Below are 14,941 nucleotides of genomic sequence, written 5' to 3' on the forward strand. Positions count from 1 at the left end.
GAAGAATCAGGAGAAATCCTTTGGCTGAAATCATCGTAGTCACCTCCGGCAAGGGCGGCGTCGGCAAGACCACCAGCAGCGCCAGCCTGGCCTGCGGGTTGGCACGTCGTGGCAAAAAGGTGGCGGTGATCGACTTCGACGTCGGCCTGCGCAACCTGGACCTGATCATGGGCTGCGAGCGCCGCGTGGTGTACGACTTCGTCAATGTCGTGCACGGCGAAGCGACCCTCAAGCAGGCCCTGATCAAGGACAAGCGCTTCGACAACCTGTACGTGCTGGCTGCCTCGCAGACCCGCGACAAGGACGCACTGACCCAGGAAGGCGTGCGCAAGGTGCTCGACGATCTCATCGCCGACGGCTTCGAGTACGTCATCTGCGACTCCCCGGCCGGTATCGAGAAGGGCGCGTTCCTGGCGATGTACTACGCCGACCGTGCGGTCGTGGTGGTGAACCCGGAAGTGTCTTCGGTGCGCGACTCGGACCGCATCATCGGTCTGCTCGATTCGAAGACCCACAAGGCCGAATCCGGCAAGAACGTGCCGGCCTTCCTGCTGCTCACGCGCTACAGCCCGGTACGGGTGGAAAGCGGCGAGATGCTCAGCATCACCGACGTGGAAGAAGTGCTGGGCCTGAAGGCCATTGGCGTGGTGCCCGAATCGGGCGACGTGCTCAATGCGTCCAACAAGGGCGAGCCAGTCATTCTGGACCCCGAATCGGCGGCGGGCCAGGCATACGAAGATGCGGTGGGCCGCATCCTTGGCGAAGAGCGTCCGATGCGCTTCACCACCGTGGAGAAGAAAGGCTTCTTCAGCAAGCTGTTCGGAGGGTAAGCATGGGACTGTTCGATTTCCTGAACCGGAAGAAGACCACTGCCGAAACGGCCAAGAACCGCCTGCAGATCATCATCGCGCAGGAACGCAGCCACCGCGGCGGCCCGGACTACCTGCCCCTGCTGCAGCGCGAGCTGCTGGAAGTGATCAAGAAGTACGTCAACATCGACGCTGATGCGGTCAAGGTCGATCTGGTCAAGGACGGGGAGCACGATGTGCTCGATATCTCCGTCGCCTTGCCGGAAGGCCCGCAGCAGCCCTGATCGACATCGCCCCTTCCGCGTTGGAAGGGGCGGTTGAGCGGTAACCCATGAACGACGCTGCCCCCACCGCCGAACCGCAGGTCACCCGCGTCGGCGATATCCGTTTCGACGATGCCCTCGCCCTGCTCGCCACCCACGATCTGCACCTGCATCGTGTGGCCGATGGTGCGCCGATTCCGGGCAGCTACTGGGGCGAACCCGAAGCCGGCATCATCGGCAGCGACGTGTACGTCCGCGATGACACCCCCGTGCACTCGATGCTGCACGAAGCCTGTCACCTGATCGTGCTGCCGCCGGAGCGGCGTGCGCTGGTGCATACCGATGCCACCGATTCGGTGCCCGAAGAAGACGCCACCTGTTACCTGCAGATCGTGCTGGCCGGAAGACTGCCTGGTGTGGGCAGCGACCGCCTGATGCTGGACATGGATGCTTGGGGGTATACGTATCGGTTGGGGTCGACGAAGGCGTGGTTCGAACAGGATGCGGAAGATGCAAAGGCGTGGCTGGTCGAACGCGGTCTTCTTCCTGCGTAAATCCGCACGTGCGGTCAGCCCTGCCCTGCCATCGCGCGCAGGGTGATGCCCACGATGTACGCCAGATACGTGCCCGTGGCGTAGCCCATCGTGCCCAACAGCACGCCGACCGGCGCCAGCGAAGGATGGAACGCCGCCGCCACCACGGGCGCGGAGGCTGGCCCGCCGATGTTGGACTGCGAGCCGATCGCGAAGTAGAAGAACGGCACCTTCAGCGCGCGCGCCAGCGCCCACAGCAGCACGATGTGCACCGCGATCCAGATCAGGCCGAGCAGGAACAGCCACGGGCGGTCCAGCAGTGCCAGCAGGTCCATCTGCATGCCGATGCAGGCGATCAGGAAGTACAGCAGCAGCGAGCCGAGCTTGGAGGCACCGGCACCTTCCAGGTTGCGCGCACGGGTGAAGCTCAACGCCAGGCCGCAGGTGGTGGAGATCACCACCACCCACACGAACGGCGCATCCAGGCTGAACTGCGAGGCCCAGGCGACATGCCCCTTGAACCATGCCGAGACCGGCCCGGCGATCGCGTGCGACAGCCCCACCACGCCGAAGGCGACCGCCACGATCAGCATCAGGTCGGTCAGGCTGGCCACGCGCTCATGCTGTGCCTGGAACGCCTGGATGCGCAGCTTGAGGGCATCGATGCCGGAGGTGTCGGCACCACTGCGCGCATCGATCTTTGCCGCGCGCCCGGCCATGAAGATCAGCACCGCCATCCACACATAACCGACACCGACATCGACCACCGCGAACTGCCCGAAGGTGGTCGCGTTGACATCGAACACTTCGCGCATGGCCAGCATGTTGGCACCGCCGCCGATCCAGCTGCCGGCCAGCGCCGCCATGCCCGCCCAGGTGTCACCGGCGACCGTCGCCGGGTGCAGCCACTTCATCAACTGGAAGGCGACCACGGCGCCGATCATGATGCTGAGCGAGGCGCCCAGGTACATCACGATCAGCTTCGGCCCCAACCGCAGGATGCCCTTGATGTCCACGGCCAGGGTGAGCAGCACCAGAGCGGCGGGCAGCAGGATGTCGCGCGCGACCGGGTTGTAGAGATGGGTGTTCTGGCCATCTATCAGGCCGACGGTGTTGTACACGCCGGGAATCAGGTAGCACAGCAGCAACGCGGGCACGTAGGTATAGAACCGCTTCCACAGCCCCTGCTCGCGCGAGGCGGTCCAGAACACGGCACCGAGGGTGGCAGCGATCAAGCCGAAGACGACGATATCGTTCTGGATCAGGGCGGGTGCTTTCACGGGGGATGGCCTGCGTAGTGCCGGCCGCTGGCCGGCAACCTCATGGATGTGGAACGCGCGATACAACCGCCAGCCAATGACCGGCACCACCGATAGCAAAGCGCCGCCCCTGGGGGCGGCGCTTCAAACCGGCTTATTCGCCGATGTGCTGCTTCAACCAGCCGTTGACGGTGTCGTGCCACTGCACGCTGTTCTGCGGCTTGAGCACCCAGTGGTTCTCATCCGGGAAGTACAGGAACTTGGACTCGATGCCCTGGCGCTGCGCAGCGGTGAACGCCGCCAGGCCCTGCTCCACCGGAATGCGGTAGTCGAGCTGGCCGTGCACGATCAGGATCGGCTTCTTCCAGTCGGCCACGTGGTTGACCGGGTTGAACTTCTCGTAGTTGGCGGCCTTCGCGTACGGCGTGCCACCCTGCTCCCACTCGGTGAACCACAGCTCTTCGGTGGCGTAGCCCATCATGCGCTGGTCGAACACGCCGTCATGGTTGACCAGGCACTTCCACGGCTCGTTCCAGTTGCCGGCGATCCAGTTGACCATGAAGCCGCCATAGCTGGCGCCCAGGGCGCACGCCTTGTCGCCGTTGAGGAACGGGTACTGCTTCTGTGCCGCAGCCCAGCCCTTCTGCAGATCTTCCAGCGGGCGGTCGCCCCAGTGCTGGCTGATCGCATCGGTGAAGGCCTGGCCGTAACCGGTGGAGCCGTGGAAGTCGATCATGACCACCGCGTAGCCCTGACCGGCGTAGGTCTGCGGGTTCCAGCGGTAGCTCCAGCCGTTGCCGAAGCTGCCCTGCGGGCCACCGTGGATCAGGAACGCGACCGGGTAACTTTTGCCTTCCTGGTAGTTGTACGGCTTGACCACGTAACCGTGCACGGTCTCGTTGTTCCAGCCCTTGAACTGGAACTGCTCGTAATCGCCGAAGGCGACGTCGGGCAGCATCTCACCGGCGCTCGGGGTGATCTCGCGCGGGTTGGCACCATCGAAGGCGGCCACGATGATCTGATCGCCGCTCTTCAGACTGTTCCTGGTGTACGCCAGGGTGGTCCCGGCGATCACCGGCGAACCGATGCTGCCGCCGTCGGCCACCACTTCGGCGGTGCCGGTGGCGATGTCGACGCCGAACAGGCGGTGCTCGCCCATGTCGTCGGCACTGGTGTAGATCAGGGTGCCGTCACCGGACAGCACGATCTCGCCGGCCGAACGATCCCACTTGGGTGCGATCTCACGGGTCTTGCCGGTGGCCACGTCCATCGCCATCAGGCCGAAGCGGTCCGCTTCGAAGCCGGGGCGCTTCATGGCGCGGTAGTACAGGGTCTTGCCGTCGGCGCTGAACACCGGGCCGGCATCCCAAGCCGGGTTGGCCGCGGTCAGGTTGACCGGGGCCTGCTTGCCCTCGGCATCCAGGCGGTACAGATCGAAGTTGGTCGACCACGGCTCCTGCTTGCCGGCCACGCGGATCGCGGCGACCACGCTCTTGCCATCCGGCGACCAGGTGAAGTCGTCATTGCCACCGAACGGCTTGGACGGTGCATCGCCGGCCAGCGTCGCGCTGATCGCCGAGGCGCCCTTCACCGCTGCGGCCTTGGCGACCGGCAGCGGCGCCACGAACAGCGTGTTGCGGCGGCCATCGGCCCAGGTGTCCCAATGGCGCACGAACAGAGTGTCGAAGACTTCACCGGTGTTCTTGCGTGCCTTGTGCGCGTCCAGCTTCTTGCTGGTGCAGGCCAGGTCCGAACCGCAGTCCTGGAACACGCCGCTGCTGAAGGCCACGCGGTCGCCCTGCGGGGAGACGTGGAAGCTGTCCACATCGACCGGGAAATCGGTCAGCTGGCGCGGGGTGCCGCCGGTGGTCGGCTGCGCGTAGAGCTGCTGGCTGCCGTTCTTGGCGCTCAGGAAATACACGGTCTGGCCATCGGCCGAAAGCGCAGCGGAATTCACGTTCCAGCCCGCCGGGGTCAGCGGCTTGGGCGGGGCCAGATCCCGGGTGCGCAGGTTGCGGATGTACAGGCCGGTGCTGGCCTTGCTGTCGGTACCGACCACGCGCTTGGCGAAGATCACATTGGCGCCATCGGCGGTGAGCAGCGGGCTGGAGACCCGATCCAGCGCGATCATGTCGCGCACATCCAGGCCACGCGTGGCCGCCAGCGAGGGCATCGCGGTCAGCAGGCACAACGGCAGCAGGGCGTAACGAAGTTTCATCGGGGTCTCCGCGGAACGGCAAAACGCCGATGGTAGGGCCGCAGGGGCCACCGATGCAAAGGCCATCGGTCATGCCGGTGGTTCGACGGGAGGCAGAAACGACAAACCCCGCCGGAGCGGGGTTTGCCATGACGCAGATGCAGACTTTTTAGACTGAACCCACCGCGCGCTTGCCGGTGCGGTAGATCAACCAGCCGACCAGGAACAGCACGGCCAGACCGATCCACTGCGCGCCCGGCAGGTGGAACGGCAGCGCCAGCACGTCCGCGCGGCTGCTGATCACGATCGGCACCGCGATCGCGATACCCATCAGGGCTTCACCGGTGATCAGGCCCGCAGCGAACAGCACGCCGGGCTTGTGCACGCGGTCGCGGCCTTCTTCGTCGTCGCCGCGGATCTTGTGGAAGCGTTCCACCAGGTAGGCGATCAGGCCACCCAGGAAGATCGGCACCATCAGCTCCAGCGGCAGGTAGATGCCGATCGCCGCGGCCAGCACCGGCACGCGGAAGCGTGCATTGCGCGACTTCAGCCAGCTGTCGAAAGCGATGATCGCCGCGCCGACCACGGCGCCGATACCGATGAAGGTCCACGGCAGCTCGCCGCCGAACAGGCCCTTGGCCACCGAGGCCATGAGGTTGGCCTGCGGCGCGGCCAGCGCGTTGGGATGCAGCTCGGACTTGACGCCGATGCCGTAGGCGGTGGCCAGCAGGTTCAGCACCGGGGCCATGATCAGCGCGCACGAGAACGCGCCGATGCCCAGCATCAGCTGCTGCTTCCACGGCGTAGCGCCAACGATGTAGCCGGCCTTGAGGTCCTGCAGGTTGTCACCGCCGACCGCGGCCGCACAGCACACCACCGCGCCGATCATGATCGCGGCCACCGCACCCAGCGGGGCACCGCCGACGCCAACCGGCTTGAGGCCGTCGGCGCCGAGCAACACCACCAGCACCGCCGAGGCGAACAGAATGGTGGAGATGGTGATGCCCGAGACCGGGTTGTTGGACGAACCGATCAACCCGGCCAGGTAGGCCGAGACCGAGACGAACAGGAAGCCGGCGACGATCATGATGAGCGTCATCGGGATCGAAACATGCCACTGGCCCACGATGGCCTGGTACAGCGCCAGCAGCGGCAGGGTGAACACCACCAGGGCCACCAGCATCCACTTCATCGGCAGGTCGCGCTCGGTGTGCGCCAGCGCCGGGCCACCGCTCTTGCGGGCTGCGGCGAAACCGCTCTTGACGCCATTGAGCAGCGACTTGCGCAACGAGATCAGGGTCCACACGCCGCCGATCAGCATCGCGCCGACGCCCAGGTAACGCATCTTCGCGCCCCAGATGGCGAAGGCCGCCTCGGTGGAGCTGGCCGTGGCGATCGAGGCGGCCAGCGCCGGATCGGTGTTCATGAAGAACATCTGGTACAGCGGAATGGCGATATGCCAGGTCAGGATCGAGCCGGACACCACCACGATGCCGACATTCAGGCCGACGATGTAGCCCACACCCAGCAGCGCCGGGGACAGGTTGGTGCCGATGAAGGCGGTGATCTTCGAGCTGCCCACGTAGGCCGAGGTGGCCCAGGCATCCGGAATCAGGCGCAGGCCGCTTTCGGCCGCCAGCTTCACGAAGGCGCCGATCACCGCCGACACCGCCAGGATCTTCAGGCCCGGGCCCGGGTTCTCACCGGCCTTGAGCACTTCGGCGGCCGCCTTGCCTTCCGGGAAGGGCAGCGGATCTTCGACGATCATCGAACGGCGCAGCGGCACCGAGAACAGCACGCCCAGCAGGCCACCCAGACCGGCGATGCCCAGCACCCACCAATACTTGAAGTCCGGCCAGTAGCCCATGATCACCAGCGCGGGGATGGTGAAGATCACGCCGGCGGCGATCGACGAACCGGCCGACGCACCGGTCTGGACGATGTTGTTTTCAAGGATGGTGCCACCGCCGAGCAGGCGCAGCACGCCCATGGAGATGACGGCCGCGGGAATCGCGGTGGCGATGGTCAGGCCTGCGAACAGACCGAGGTAGGCGTTGGCGGCCGACAGAATCACCGCCAGCACGATGGCAAGCACCACCGCGCGGAAAGTGAGCTGGCGTGGCGCAGCGTCGTTGTTCATGGAAGCCTCTGCTGGCAAAAAATCCCTGCCACGCTAGCGTTCATGTACGGGCAAGTCCAGTAGTGCCGGCCGCTGGCCGGCAACCCTGCACCACCCGATCAAGGCCCCTGTTGACCTTCGCGTGCCGCCGCCGCCGCGACCCGCCGGACTGGGCAACGTCGCGCGCCGGGCCCATCCATTTGGTTATGTTATATCCTATCGCACCAAGCAACCGGCGCTGCTGTGACGCATTCCCCCACCTCCCGCCTGACCTCCATCGACCAGCTGCGCGGCACCGTGATCGTGCTGATGCTGCTCGACCACGTGCGAGAAACCTTCTACATGCACCAGCAGGTCAGCGACCCGATGGCGGTCGACCAGGTCGAGCCGGCGCTGTTCGTCAGCCGGCTGCTGGCGCATCTGTGCGCGCCGGTGTTCGTGCTGCTGACCGGCCTGTCGGCCTGGTTGTACGCCAGTGGCAAGCCGGATGGGCGCCGGGCCGCGTCGGCCTTCCTGCTCAAGCGCGGCCTGTTCCTGGTGGTGCTGGAGCTGCTGGTGGTCAATGTCGCGTGGACGCTGCAGTTCCCGCCCAGCGTGATGTACCTGCAGGTGATCTGGGCGATCGGCATCAGCATGATCGCGCTGGCCGGGCTGCTGTGGCTGCCACGCGGGGCGCTGGCGGTGCTGGCGCTGGCCGTGATCGCCGGGCACAACCTGCTCGATGGCATCCGCGTGCAGGGCGACGGGGTGCTGGCCGTGCTGTGGAAGGTGCTGCACCAGCGCGACTGGATCACCGTGACCGACGGGCTGCGCCTGCGCGCCTCCTACCCGGTGCTGCCGTGGATCGGCGTCATTGCACTGGGCTGGGTGATCGGCCCGTGGTTCGCGCGCGGTGGCGATGCGCTCCTGCGCCAGCGCCGCCTGTGGAGGGCCGGCGCCGGTGCGCTGCTGGCGTTCGTCATCCTGCGGGCGGTGAACCTCTACGGCGACAGCCCGTGGCAGTCCTTGGCCACACCGGGCAGCACGCTGATGAGCGTCTTCAATGTCACCAAGTACCCGCCTTCGCTGCTGTTCCTGCTGCTCACCCTGGGCATCGGCCTGCTGTTGCTGCGCCTGTACGAGCCGCCGCGCGTGGCCCGGGCGCTGGCGCCGCTGGCCGACATCGGCGCGGCACCGATGTTCTTCTACCTGCTGCACCTGTACGTGCTGAAGCTGCTGTACGTGCTGGCCGAAGCACGCTGGGGACACACCCACGGCGCGTATTTCGCCGTGGACCACGTGGCGAGCCTGTGGGTGATCACCGCGCTGCTGGCCTTGGCGCTGTACTGGCCGACCAGAGCGTTCGCGCGGTTCAAGGCGCGGCGGCGGGATCTGGCGTGGCTTCGCTATCTGTAGGCGAGCGATGCCGGGCTGCTGAGGCTGCCGGCCAACGGCCGGCACTACGACAGCGGAGCGCCCCGCACCCCGACAGCGGAGCGGCCAGACCCGGCACGGATACACCGTCACCCCGGGCCTATACTCGCCCCCTTGTCCGCCCTGCCTGATCCCTCGATGACCGCAGCCGCCCTGCACGCCGCCGCAACCTCCCCCGCTACCGACGACTTCCTCGGCCATCCCAAGGGCGTCTACATCTGCTTCTTCACCGAGATGTGGGAGCGGTTCTCGTTCTACGGCATGAAGGCGCTGTTGCTGCTGTATCTCACCAAGTACCACCTGTTCGGCGACAAGGCCGGGCTGGACCTGCTCGGTGCCTACGGTGGCCTGGTCTACTGCATCCCGGTGTTCGGCGGTCTGCTCGCCGACCGCTGGCTGGGCATGCGCAAGGCGGTGGTGTTCGGTGGCGTGCTGCTGGTGCTCGGGCATCTGGGCATGGCGTTCGAAGGCCACGCGGCGGTCCGCATTGACGGCGCCGTGGTACGCGATGACGCGGCCCTGGGCATCACCTACCTCTCGCTGGCCCTGATCATCATGGGCGTGGGCTTCCTCAAGCCGAACATCTCCACCATCGTCGGCAAGCTCTACCCGGAGAACGATCCGCGCCGCGATTCGGGCTTCTCGCTGTTCTACGCCGGCATCAATCTGGGCGCGCTGTTCGCCTCGCTGGTGTGCGGCTTCCTCGGCGAAGCCTATGGCTGGAAGTACGGCTTCGGCGCGGCCGGTATCGGCATGGTGATCGGGCTGGGCATGTTCCTGTGGGGCCAGAAGTATCTGCAGGGCCACGCCGAACCATCCGACCTGCCGGCCCTGCGCCAGCGCGTGCTCGGCATCCGCCGCGAATGGCTGATCTATGCGGTGGCCGTGCTCGGCGTGATCCCCGTCGCTGCCTTGATGTGGGCCGCGGCCAACGGTGCGTTCGCGCTCGGCGGTGAAATCAGCCTGGCACTGATGCTGATGATCGTCGTGCTCGGCGGCGTGCTGGTCTGGTTCGCCTGGTTCACCGGTACCCGCTGCACGCCGGTGCAGCGCCAGCAGATGATCGCGCTGATGGCGCTGATCTTCATGGCCCTGGTGTTCTTCACCCTGTACGAGCAGACCTACGGCTCCTGGGTGACCTTTACCGATCGCCTGCTGACCAAGGATCTGGTGCCGTCGCTGGTGATCCAGGGCGGCACCCCGCTGCCCTGGTCGATCGCCTCGCTGCTGCTGGCGCCGCTGGGCTTCGTGGTGGCCGCGCGCCTGTCGGAGCGAAACCCGGGTTCGTCCGCGCCCCGCAACCTGTTCATCGCTATTGTGGCCGCGATGTTGGTGATGCTGATCCGCGACTGCCTGGTGATCCCGCAGACCGCCGGCTCGCTGACCTACCTCGGCGGCCTGTTCCTGGTCGTACTCGCGCCGCTGTTTGCGATGCTGTGGGCGTGGCTGGACCGTCGCCGCATGGATCCGTCCAAGCCGATCAAATCGTCGATCGGGCTGATCTTCGCCGCACTCTCGTTCGTGCCCTTGGCACTGGCCGCCCAGCACGTGGGTGCGACCGGACAGATGGCCAGCGTGTGGTGGCTGGTGCTGGCGTATCTGATCCTGGAGATCGGCGAAATGTGCCTGTCACCGGTCGGCTTGTCGGCGGTCACGCAGCTCGCCGCACCGCGCGTCGTCAGCCTGATGATGGGCACCTGGTTCCTCGCCACTGCGTTCTCGGAAACGCTGGCGGCGCTGTTCGGCAAGCTCGCCGCGATCGAGGTGCCGGAAGGCCAGACCATGGATATCGCCAACGCTGCCGCCAGCTACGAACACCTGTTCTGGCTGCTGATGTGGATCGGCCTGGGCTGCGCGGCGGTGGCGCTGATCTGCTCGCCGCTGCTGAAGAAGATGATGCACGGGGTGAAGTAGCCGAACCGCGGCAATCAGCGCTCCGGCAGTGTCACCTCATTCTGCGCATTGGCCGCGCGCAGCTGATAAAGGAAACGGCGCACAAGCACGCGTCCAGACTCGTCCAGATTGCGCCCGTCAAGATGCTCGAAACGCATATCCGGATGGAGCGCATCTGCGTTCAGGGCCAGGCCGCCGAGTTCTTTCACCAACGGCGCGGGCAGGATGCCCTCCAGCAGCAGCTTGGGCAAAGCACCTGGCTCGGCGTGCCATGCGTCGCCATTCGGTCCGGGCACCTGCTGAAGGTCCACTGCAGTTGCGGCCACATGGGCAGGTGACGTGGCAATCGTTTCCGCCGCGCGCTGAAGGAACTGGCGATAGCGTGTCGCCAAGGCGGTCGCATCACTACCGTGGGCATCGAGAGGTGCAAGCGTCCACTCCAGCGCGGGCAACGTGCATGTCAAGGCTGCCTGCGCCAGGCGAACGGTGTGCGCTTCATACCGGTCCTCCCCCTGCTGCACCTCCTGCACCCGACATTCGGCCGTGGCCGCGCGGCGGGCAACTGCGCGCGCGAACCCGGTGACGTCCTCGCGCACGGCACCCCACAACACTTCCGGAAAGCTCAGCAGGAAGTGCGCGGCGATCGCATCCTGCAGGTCTGCCGACGCTTCTCCGGCAACCTGCATGCGCTGCATCAGTTCCCGCACCGCCATGCGCACCGATTCGGCCTGCGACACCGGCATCGGCATCCACACAGTCGGCGGCACCTCCATTTCCGCCAGCAGTTGTTCGCCCACGACGGCACCACTGCTCGTCCAGTTACGTCCGTGTGCATCGCTGGACAAGGAGAGACTGCCGCTGATAGACCAAGGCCGGGTCGCGTCGCGGCGCTCGCCGGCCAACATCGACCGCTCCAGTGCATCTACCGATGGTACGGCCTGTCCCTGCACGACAGCCGTCATCAGCTGTGCAAGCGCACGACTCTTGTGCATATGTGGTGCGATGCAAACGTACTGGACGCGATATCCCACCCTATCGGTGGATGCGGCGGCGGCAGGTGCGCCATCAACAGGCTCGCGCCGGACGTCCTGTGCCAGGCAACGAGCGCCATCGCCGGCGAATCCCCATGCTGGCGATGCCGCCAGTAGACGACCTGCCGCTGTGCCCTCAAGCCGGTTGCCGTACGCAAATGCGACAACATTTTCGGTCATCAGCTTGCCCATTGTCAGTAACTGGACGGTGTGATGAAGTACCGCGGCGTCGGGCTCGCTCAATGGCCCCACGGGCTCGCTGCCCCGCATCAACCCGTGCAACCGGATCGCCCTCTCGTCCACCTCGCCGGAGAGCACTGCGATCATGAGCGCCTGCTCCACCGTCAACTGCAGACCGTCATCGATATCGGTCGCACGGGAGGGATTGCAAAACAGAACAAGCAGCAAACGCGCTGACCAGCACGAAAAAGGCCGCAGGTGGGACGTTGAGGAGAGGTAGCGCCGCATGCTGGAAAGACCCGAAGGGAGAGCTGCCCAGCATCCCGCAGGGTCGCGCCCGGGCACCATGCAACAACTTGCAATCTGCCGCGTTCAGCCCTCCCCACACACAACAACGGCACCTCACGGTGCCGTTGTCTTCTTAAGCCCAACGATGCGGTCAGGGCTGCACGGCGTTGGCCGCCTGCCCTCCGATGTGGCGCGACAGGAACGCCAGCAGCTTGGTGTAGTACTCACGGCGATGCGGATCGGTGTAGAAGCCGTGGCCTTCGGTAGGGTAGTACAGCGCCTCCACCGGCACGCCGGCTTTCCTCAACGCCGCTTCCATCCGCCTGGTGTGCTGGATCGGGGCGCGTTCGTCTTCGCCACCGGCAGCGAGGAATACCGGCACCTTGATGCGGTCGGCCAGATTCACCGGCGATACGGCAGCCAGTTGCTGCCGGTCACCGATCCATTCCTTGAGATAGTTTTCACCAGAACCACGCCGCTGGATGTCGCCGGTGGTGAACATGATCGGCAGGTCATAGACACCGACATACCCGGCCGCACAACGGTACAGACCGGGCTCCTTCGCAGCGCCCATCATCGCCGCGTAGCCGCCATAACTGGCGCCATAGATGCAGATCCGCGAGGCATCGGCAATTCCCTCGCTGATGGCCCAGCGGGTTGCATCGGTGAGATCGTCCTGCATGGTGCCGCCCCACTCGCGGGCGCCAGCAGACCGATGCGCGCGCCCGTAATTGCCCGATCCACGGAAGTTGATCTGCAGCACTGCATAACCCGCGTCAGCGAGCATCTGGCTGACCGGGTCGTAGCCGCCGGTATCGAACGGACCGTAAGGCCCCCCGTGCGGGATCACCACCATCGGCTGCCTGTTGGCATTGCCTTTACCCGGCACCGTCAGGTAGCCGTGCAGGGCAAGCCCATCACGCGCTTTGAGAGCCACCGGACGCACCACGGCAGTCGCGGCCGGGTCGATCCAGCTGCTGCGGCTGATGACGTGGTCGGCCTTCTTTGCCTCATTGTCGAAGATGTAGAAGTCGCCCGGGTTGCGCCCCGACCACGCCTCGACCATCAGCTGCCTGCCATCACGGGTGCTGGAAGTGATGAACACCGCATCACCACCAAATGCGGCCTCCAGGCTGCGATACAGACGGGCATCGGGGCCCTTTTCGTCGAAGAAGCGGGTGCGCGGCGTGTCACCCAGGTACAGCGCCCCCACCGGGATGGATGTGCCCGGCCGGTAGATGTACTTGTGCACATCCACCACGGGATCGCGGAGCACGAGCTTGCGCTCGTCGGTCACCGGGTCCCAGGACACGATGGCATCGGGCCCCTGCGGCATCTCGGTATTGAAGTACGCCAGCCGACCATCTTCGGAAAAACCAATCGCCGTTTCGATACGCCCGTTCAGTGCTTCATCGTTGACGAGCTTCCAGGTCGTGCCCGACCCTTCGCGGTAATACAGCTTGTTGACGTTGTCGGCTCCCGCGCCGTGCGCGAAACGTACCTGGCCCTGGTTGTCGGTGACGAAATCGGCGCGACGCACGGGCGAGCGCGCCACGGTCTGACGGCGGCCGGTGGTGACATCGAGCCGATCGGCACGGGTGAACGGGTCATCGTTGAACGGCCAGATCGTGACCAGCACGTTGCGGTCGTCCGCAGGCAGGTCATCAGCGAGGAACGCCGCCACGGCCTCCACTTTTTTCTGCTGGATGCGGGTACCCGGGCCGTTTCCCTGCACGCGGTAGCCGACCAGCAGTTCGCCGCGCCCGCCGTTGGCGTTCATGGCATACAGCTCACCGGTCATCCGCGGCTGGTCCAGAGAACCATGCTTTTCGGCCAGGCCGATCAGCACACGCTCTCCACTGACCCAGTCGAAATGGTTGGCGTGATTGTTCCTGGGTGGCACGAACGAGCCCACCACCTCACCCCCATTTCTGCGCAGAATCGCCAGGGCGGTGCGATCTTCCATCGGCACGGTCGCCGCGTAGTAGTCGCCGTTCGGCGAAATCTTGATATCGGTGAAGGCATCCCGGCGCAGGTAGCGCTCCAGATCCACCGCGCCGGCCTGGCCCGTGATGGCCAGCAACACCAGCAACCCCAACCCTTGAAGGTGTTTCATCCTTTCCCCTGCTGCATTGGACCTCATGTCCGGGATCGCGATTCTAGGCGGAAGCCCAACCGGTCAACCATAGGGATAATCCTGCAGGCGGCAAAAAAAATGGCACCGCGAACGGTGCCATTTCCAGGACCTGCATCGAGGAGAGAGTTCAATGCATGCCGCGGAACGCGAGGCTGAGCGCCAGGATCGACAGGATCACCGCGATGGTGCCGTCGAGGATGCGCCAGGTTTTGGGCTTGGTGAACAGCGGGGCCAGCAGGCGCGCGCCCAGGCCCTGGGCGGTCAGCCACAGACAGCTGGCGGTGAACACGCCGGCCGCGAACGCCATGCGCGCGTTGCCGAAGTTCTCGGCGATGCCGCCGATGACCATCATGTCCAGCCAGAAATGCGGGTTGATCAGCGAGAACCCGACCGCCGAGATCAGCACCGCGCGGCGGGAGGTGCTGTCGCCGTCGTCCACGTGCATGCCACCGCCACCGGCCAGCGCGCGCCGCGCCGACTGCCAGGCGTACCAGGCCAGGAAGGCGACACCGCCCCACAGGACCACGGTGGTGAGCCACGGCAGCGCCTGGGTCAGCGTGCGCAGGCCCGCCACGCTGGCGAAGATGAAGATGCCATCGATGGCCGCGCAGGTCGCCACCACCGGAATGATGTGCTTGCGCAGGATGCCCTGGCGCAGGATGAACGCGCTCTGCGCGCCGACCACCGCGAACAGGCCGATGCCGGTTGCGGCACCACTGAGCCACGCGCTCAGCCCGGCGCCGCCGGAAAGGATGGAAAACATGGGATACCACCTGTGTCTTGCTGGGGGGCGGTGCCTCGCCAAGGCGTACAGCACCG

Annotated in this window: 11 protein-coding genes; 5 read left to right on the forward strand and 6 right to left on the reverse strand. The window is 65.8% G+C overall.

Annotated features, from left to right (window positions below; genetic code table 11):
* Positions 1–20 precede the first annotated feature (20 nt).
* From minD to AC1DIQ_RS15940, 3 genes are read left to right on the forward strand one after another with little or no spacing between them, the layout of a single operon-like run.
* Entirely contained in the window at positions 21–830 is an 810-nt protein-coding gene (minD, locus tag AC1DIQ_RS15930) for a septum site-determining protein MinD (RefSeq protein ID WP_088432112.1), read from the forward strand.
* A 2-nt stretch (positions 831–832) separates the two neighbouring features.
* Complete coding sequence (gene minE / locus AC1DIQ_RS15935; RefSeq protein ID WP_017355894.1) at positions 833–1,093, forward strand: cell division topological specificity factor MinE; 261 nt, start codon at positions 833–835, stop codon at positions 1,091–1,093.
* 47 nt (positions 1,094–1,140) lie between these two features.
* Positions 1,141–1,626 (forward strand): hypothetical protein, encoded by a 486-nt coding sequence (locus AC1DIQ_RS15940; protein WP_121043356.1) that lies wholly within the window; start codon positions 1,141–1,143, stop codon positions 1,624–1,626.
* A 14-nt stretch (positions 1,627–1,640) separates the two neighbouring features.
* On the opposite strand, the gene AC1DIQ_RS15945 is transcribed toward AC1DIQ_RS15940, so the two are convergent.
* From AC1DIQ_RS15945 to AC1DIQ_RS15955, 3 genes are all read right to left on the reverse strand, one after another.
* On the reverse strand, positions 1,641–2,885 hold the full coding sequence (locus tag AC1DIQ_RS15945; protein ID WP_183073818.1) for a DUF819 family protein: 1,245 nt from the start codon (positions 2,883–2,885) through the stop codon (positions 1,641–1,643).
* Positions 2,886–3,018: 133 nt separating this feature from the next.
* Positions 3,019–5,082, reverse strand: coding sequence for a dipeptidyl-peptidase 5 (locus tag AC1DIQ_RS15950; RefSeq protein ID WP_478050379.1), 2,064 nt, complete (start codon positions 5,080–5,082; stop codon positions 3,019–3,021).
* Between the two features lie 148 nt (positions 5,083–5,230).
* Entirely contained in the window at positions 5,231–7,201 is a 1,971-nt protein-coding gene (locus tag AC1DIQ_RS15955) for an OPT family oligopeptide transporter (protein WP_152153662.1), read from the reverse strand.
* Between the two features lie 222 nt (positions 7,202–7,423).
* On the opposite strand from AC1DIQ_RS15955, the gene AC1DIQ_RS15960 reads away from it, so the two are divergent.
* Positions 7,424–8,575, forward strand: a complete 1,152-nt coding sequence (locus AC1DIQ_RS15960; RefSeq protein WP_478050380.1) for an acetyltransferase domain-containing protein — start codon at positions 7,424–7,426, stop codon at positions 8,573–8,575.
* A 156-nt stretch (positions 8,576–8,731) separates the two neighbouring features.
* Entirely contained in the window at positions 8,732–10,507 is a 1,776-nt protein-coding gene (locus AC1DIQ_RS15965; protein ID WP_461770489.1) for a peptide MFS transporter, read from the forward strand.
* A gap of 14 nt (positions 10,508–10,521) precedes the next feature.
* Here AC1DIQ_RS15965 and AC1DIQ_RS15970 read toward each other — a convergent pair whose 3' ends face one another.
* From AC1DIQ_RS15970 to AC1DIQ_RS15980, 3 genes are all read right to left on the reverse strand, one after another.
* Positions 10,522–11,925 (reverse strand): hypothetical protein, encoded by a 1,404-nt coding sequence (locus AC1DIQ_RS15970; RefSeq protein WP_121043341.1) that lies wholly within the window; start codon positions 11,923–11,925, stop codon positions 10,522–10,524.
* A 211-nt stretch (positions 11,926–12,136) separates the two neighbouring features.
* Positions 12,137–14,101 (reverse strand): alpha/beta hydrolase family protein, encoded by a 1,965-nt coding sequence (locus AC1DIQ_RS15975; RefSeq protein WP_152153654.1) that lies wholly within the window; start codon positions 14,099–14,101, stop codon positions 12,137–12,139.
* Between the two features lie 148 nt (positions 14,102–14,249).
* The gene (locus tag AC1DIQ_RS15980) at positions 14,250–14,885 is read right to left on the reverse strand and encodes a LysE/ArgO family amino acid transporter (protein ID WP_121043335.1); all 636 of its coding nucleotides are present in this window, start codon (positions 14,883–14,885) and stop codon (positions 14,250–14,252) included.
* Between the last annotated feature and the right edge of the window lie 56 nt (positions 14,886–14,941).

This window comes from Stenotrophomonas sp. 05L413, assembly GCF_056397945.1.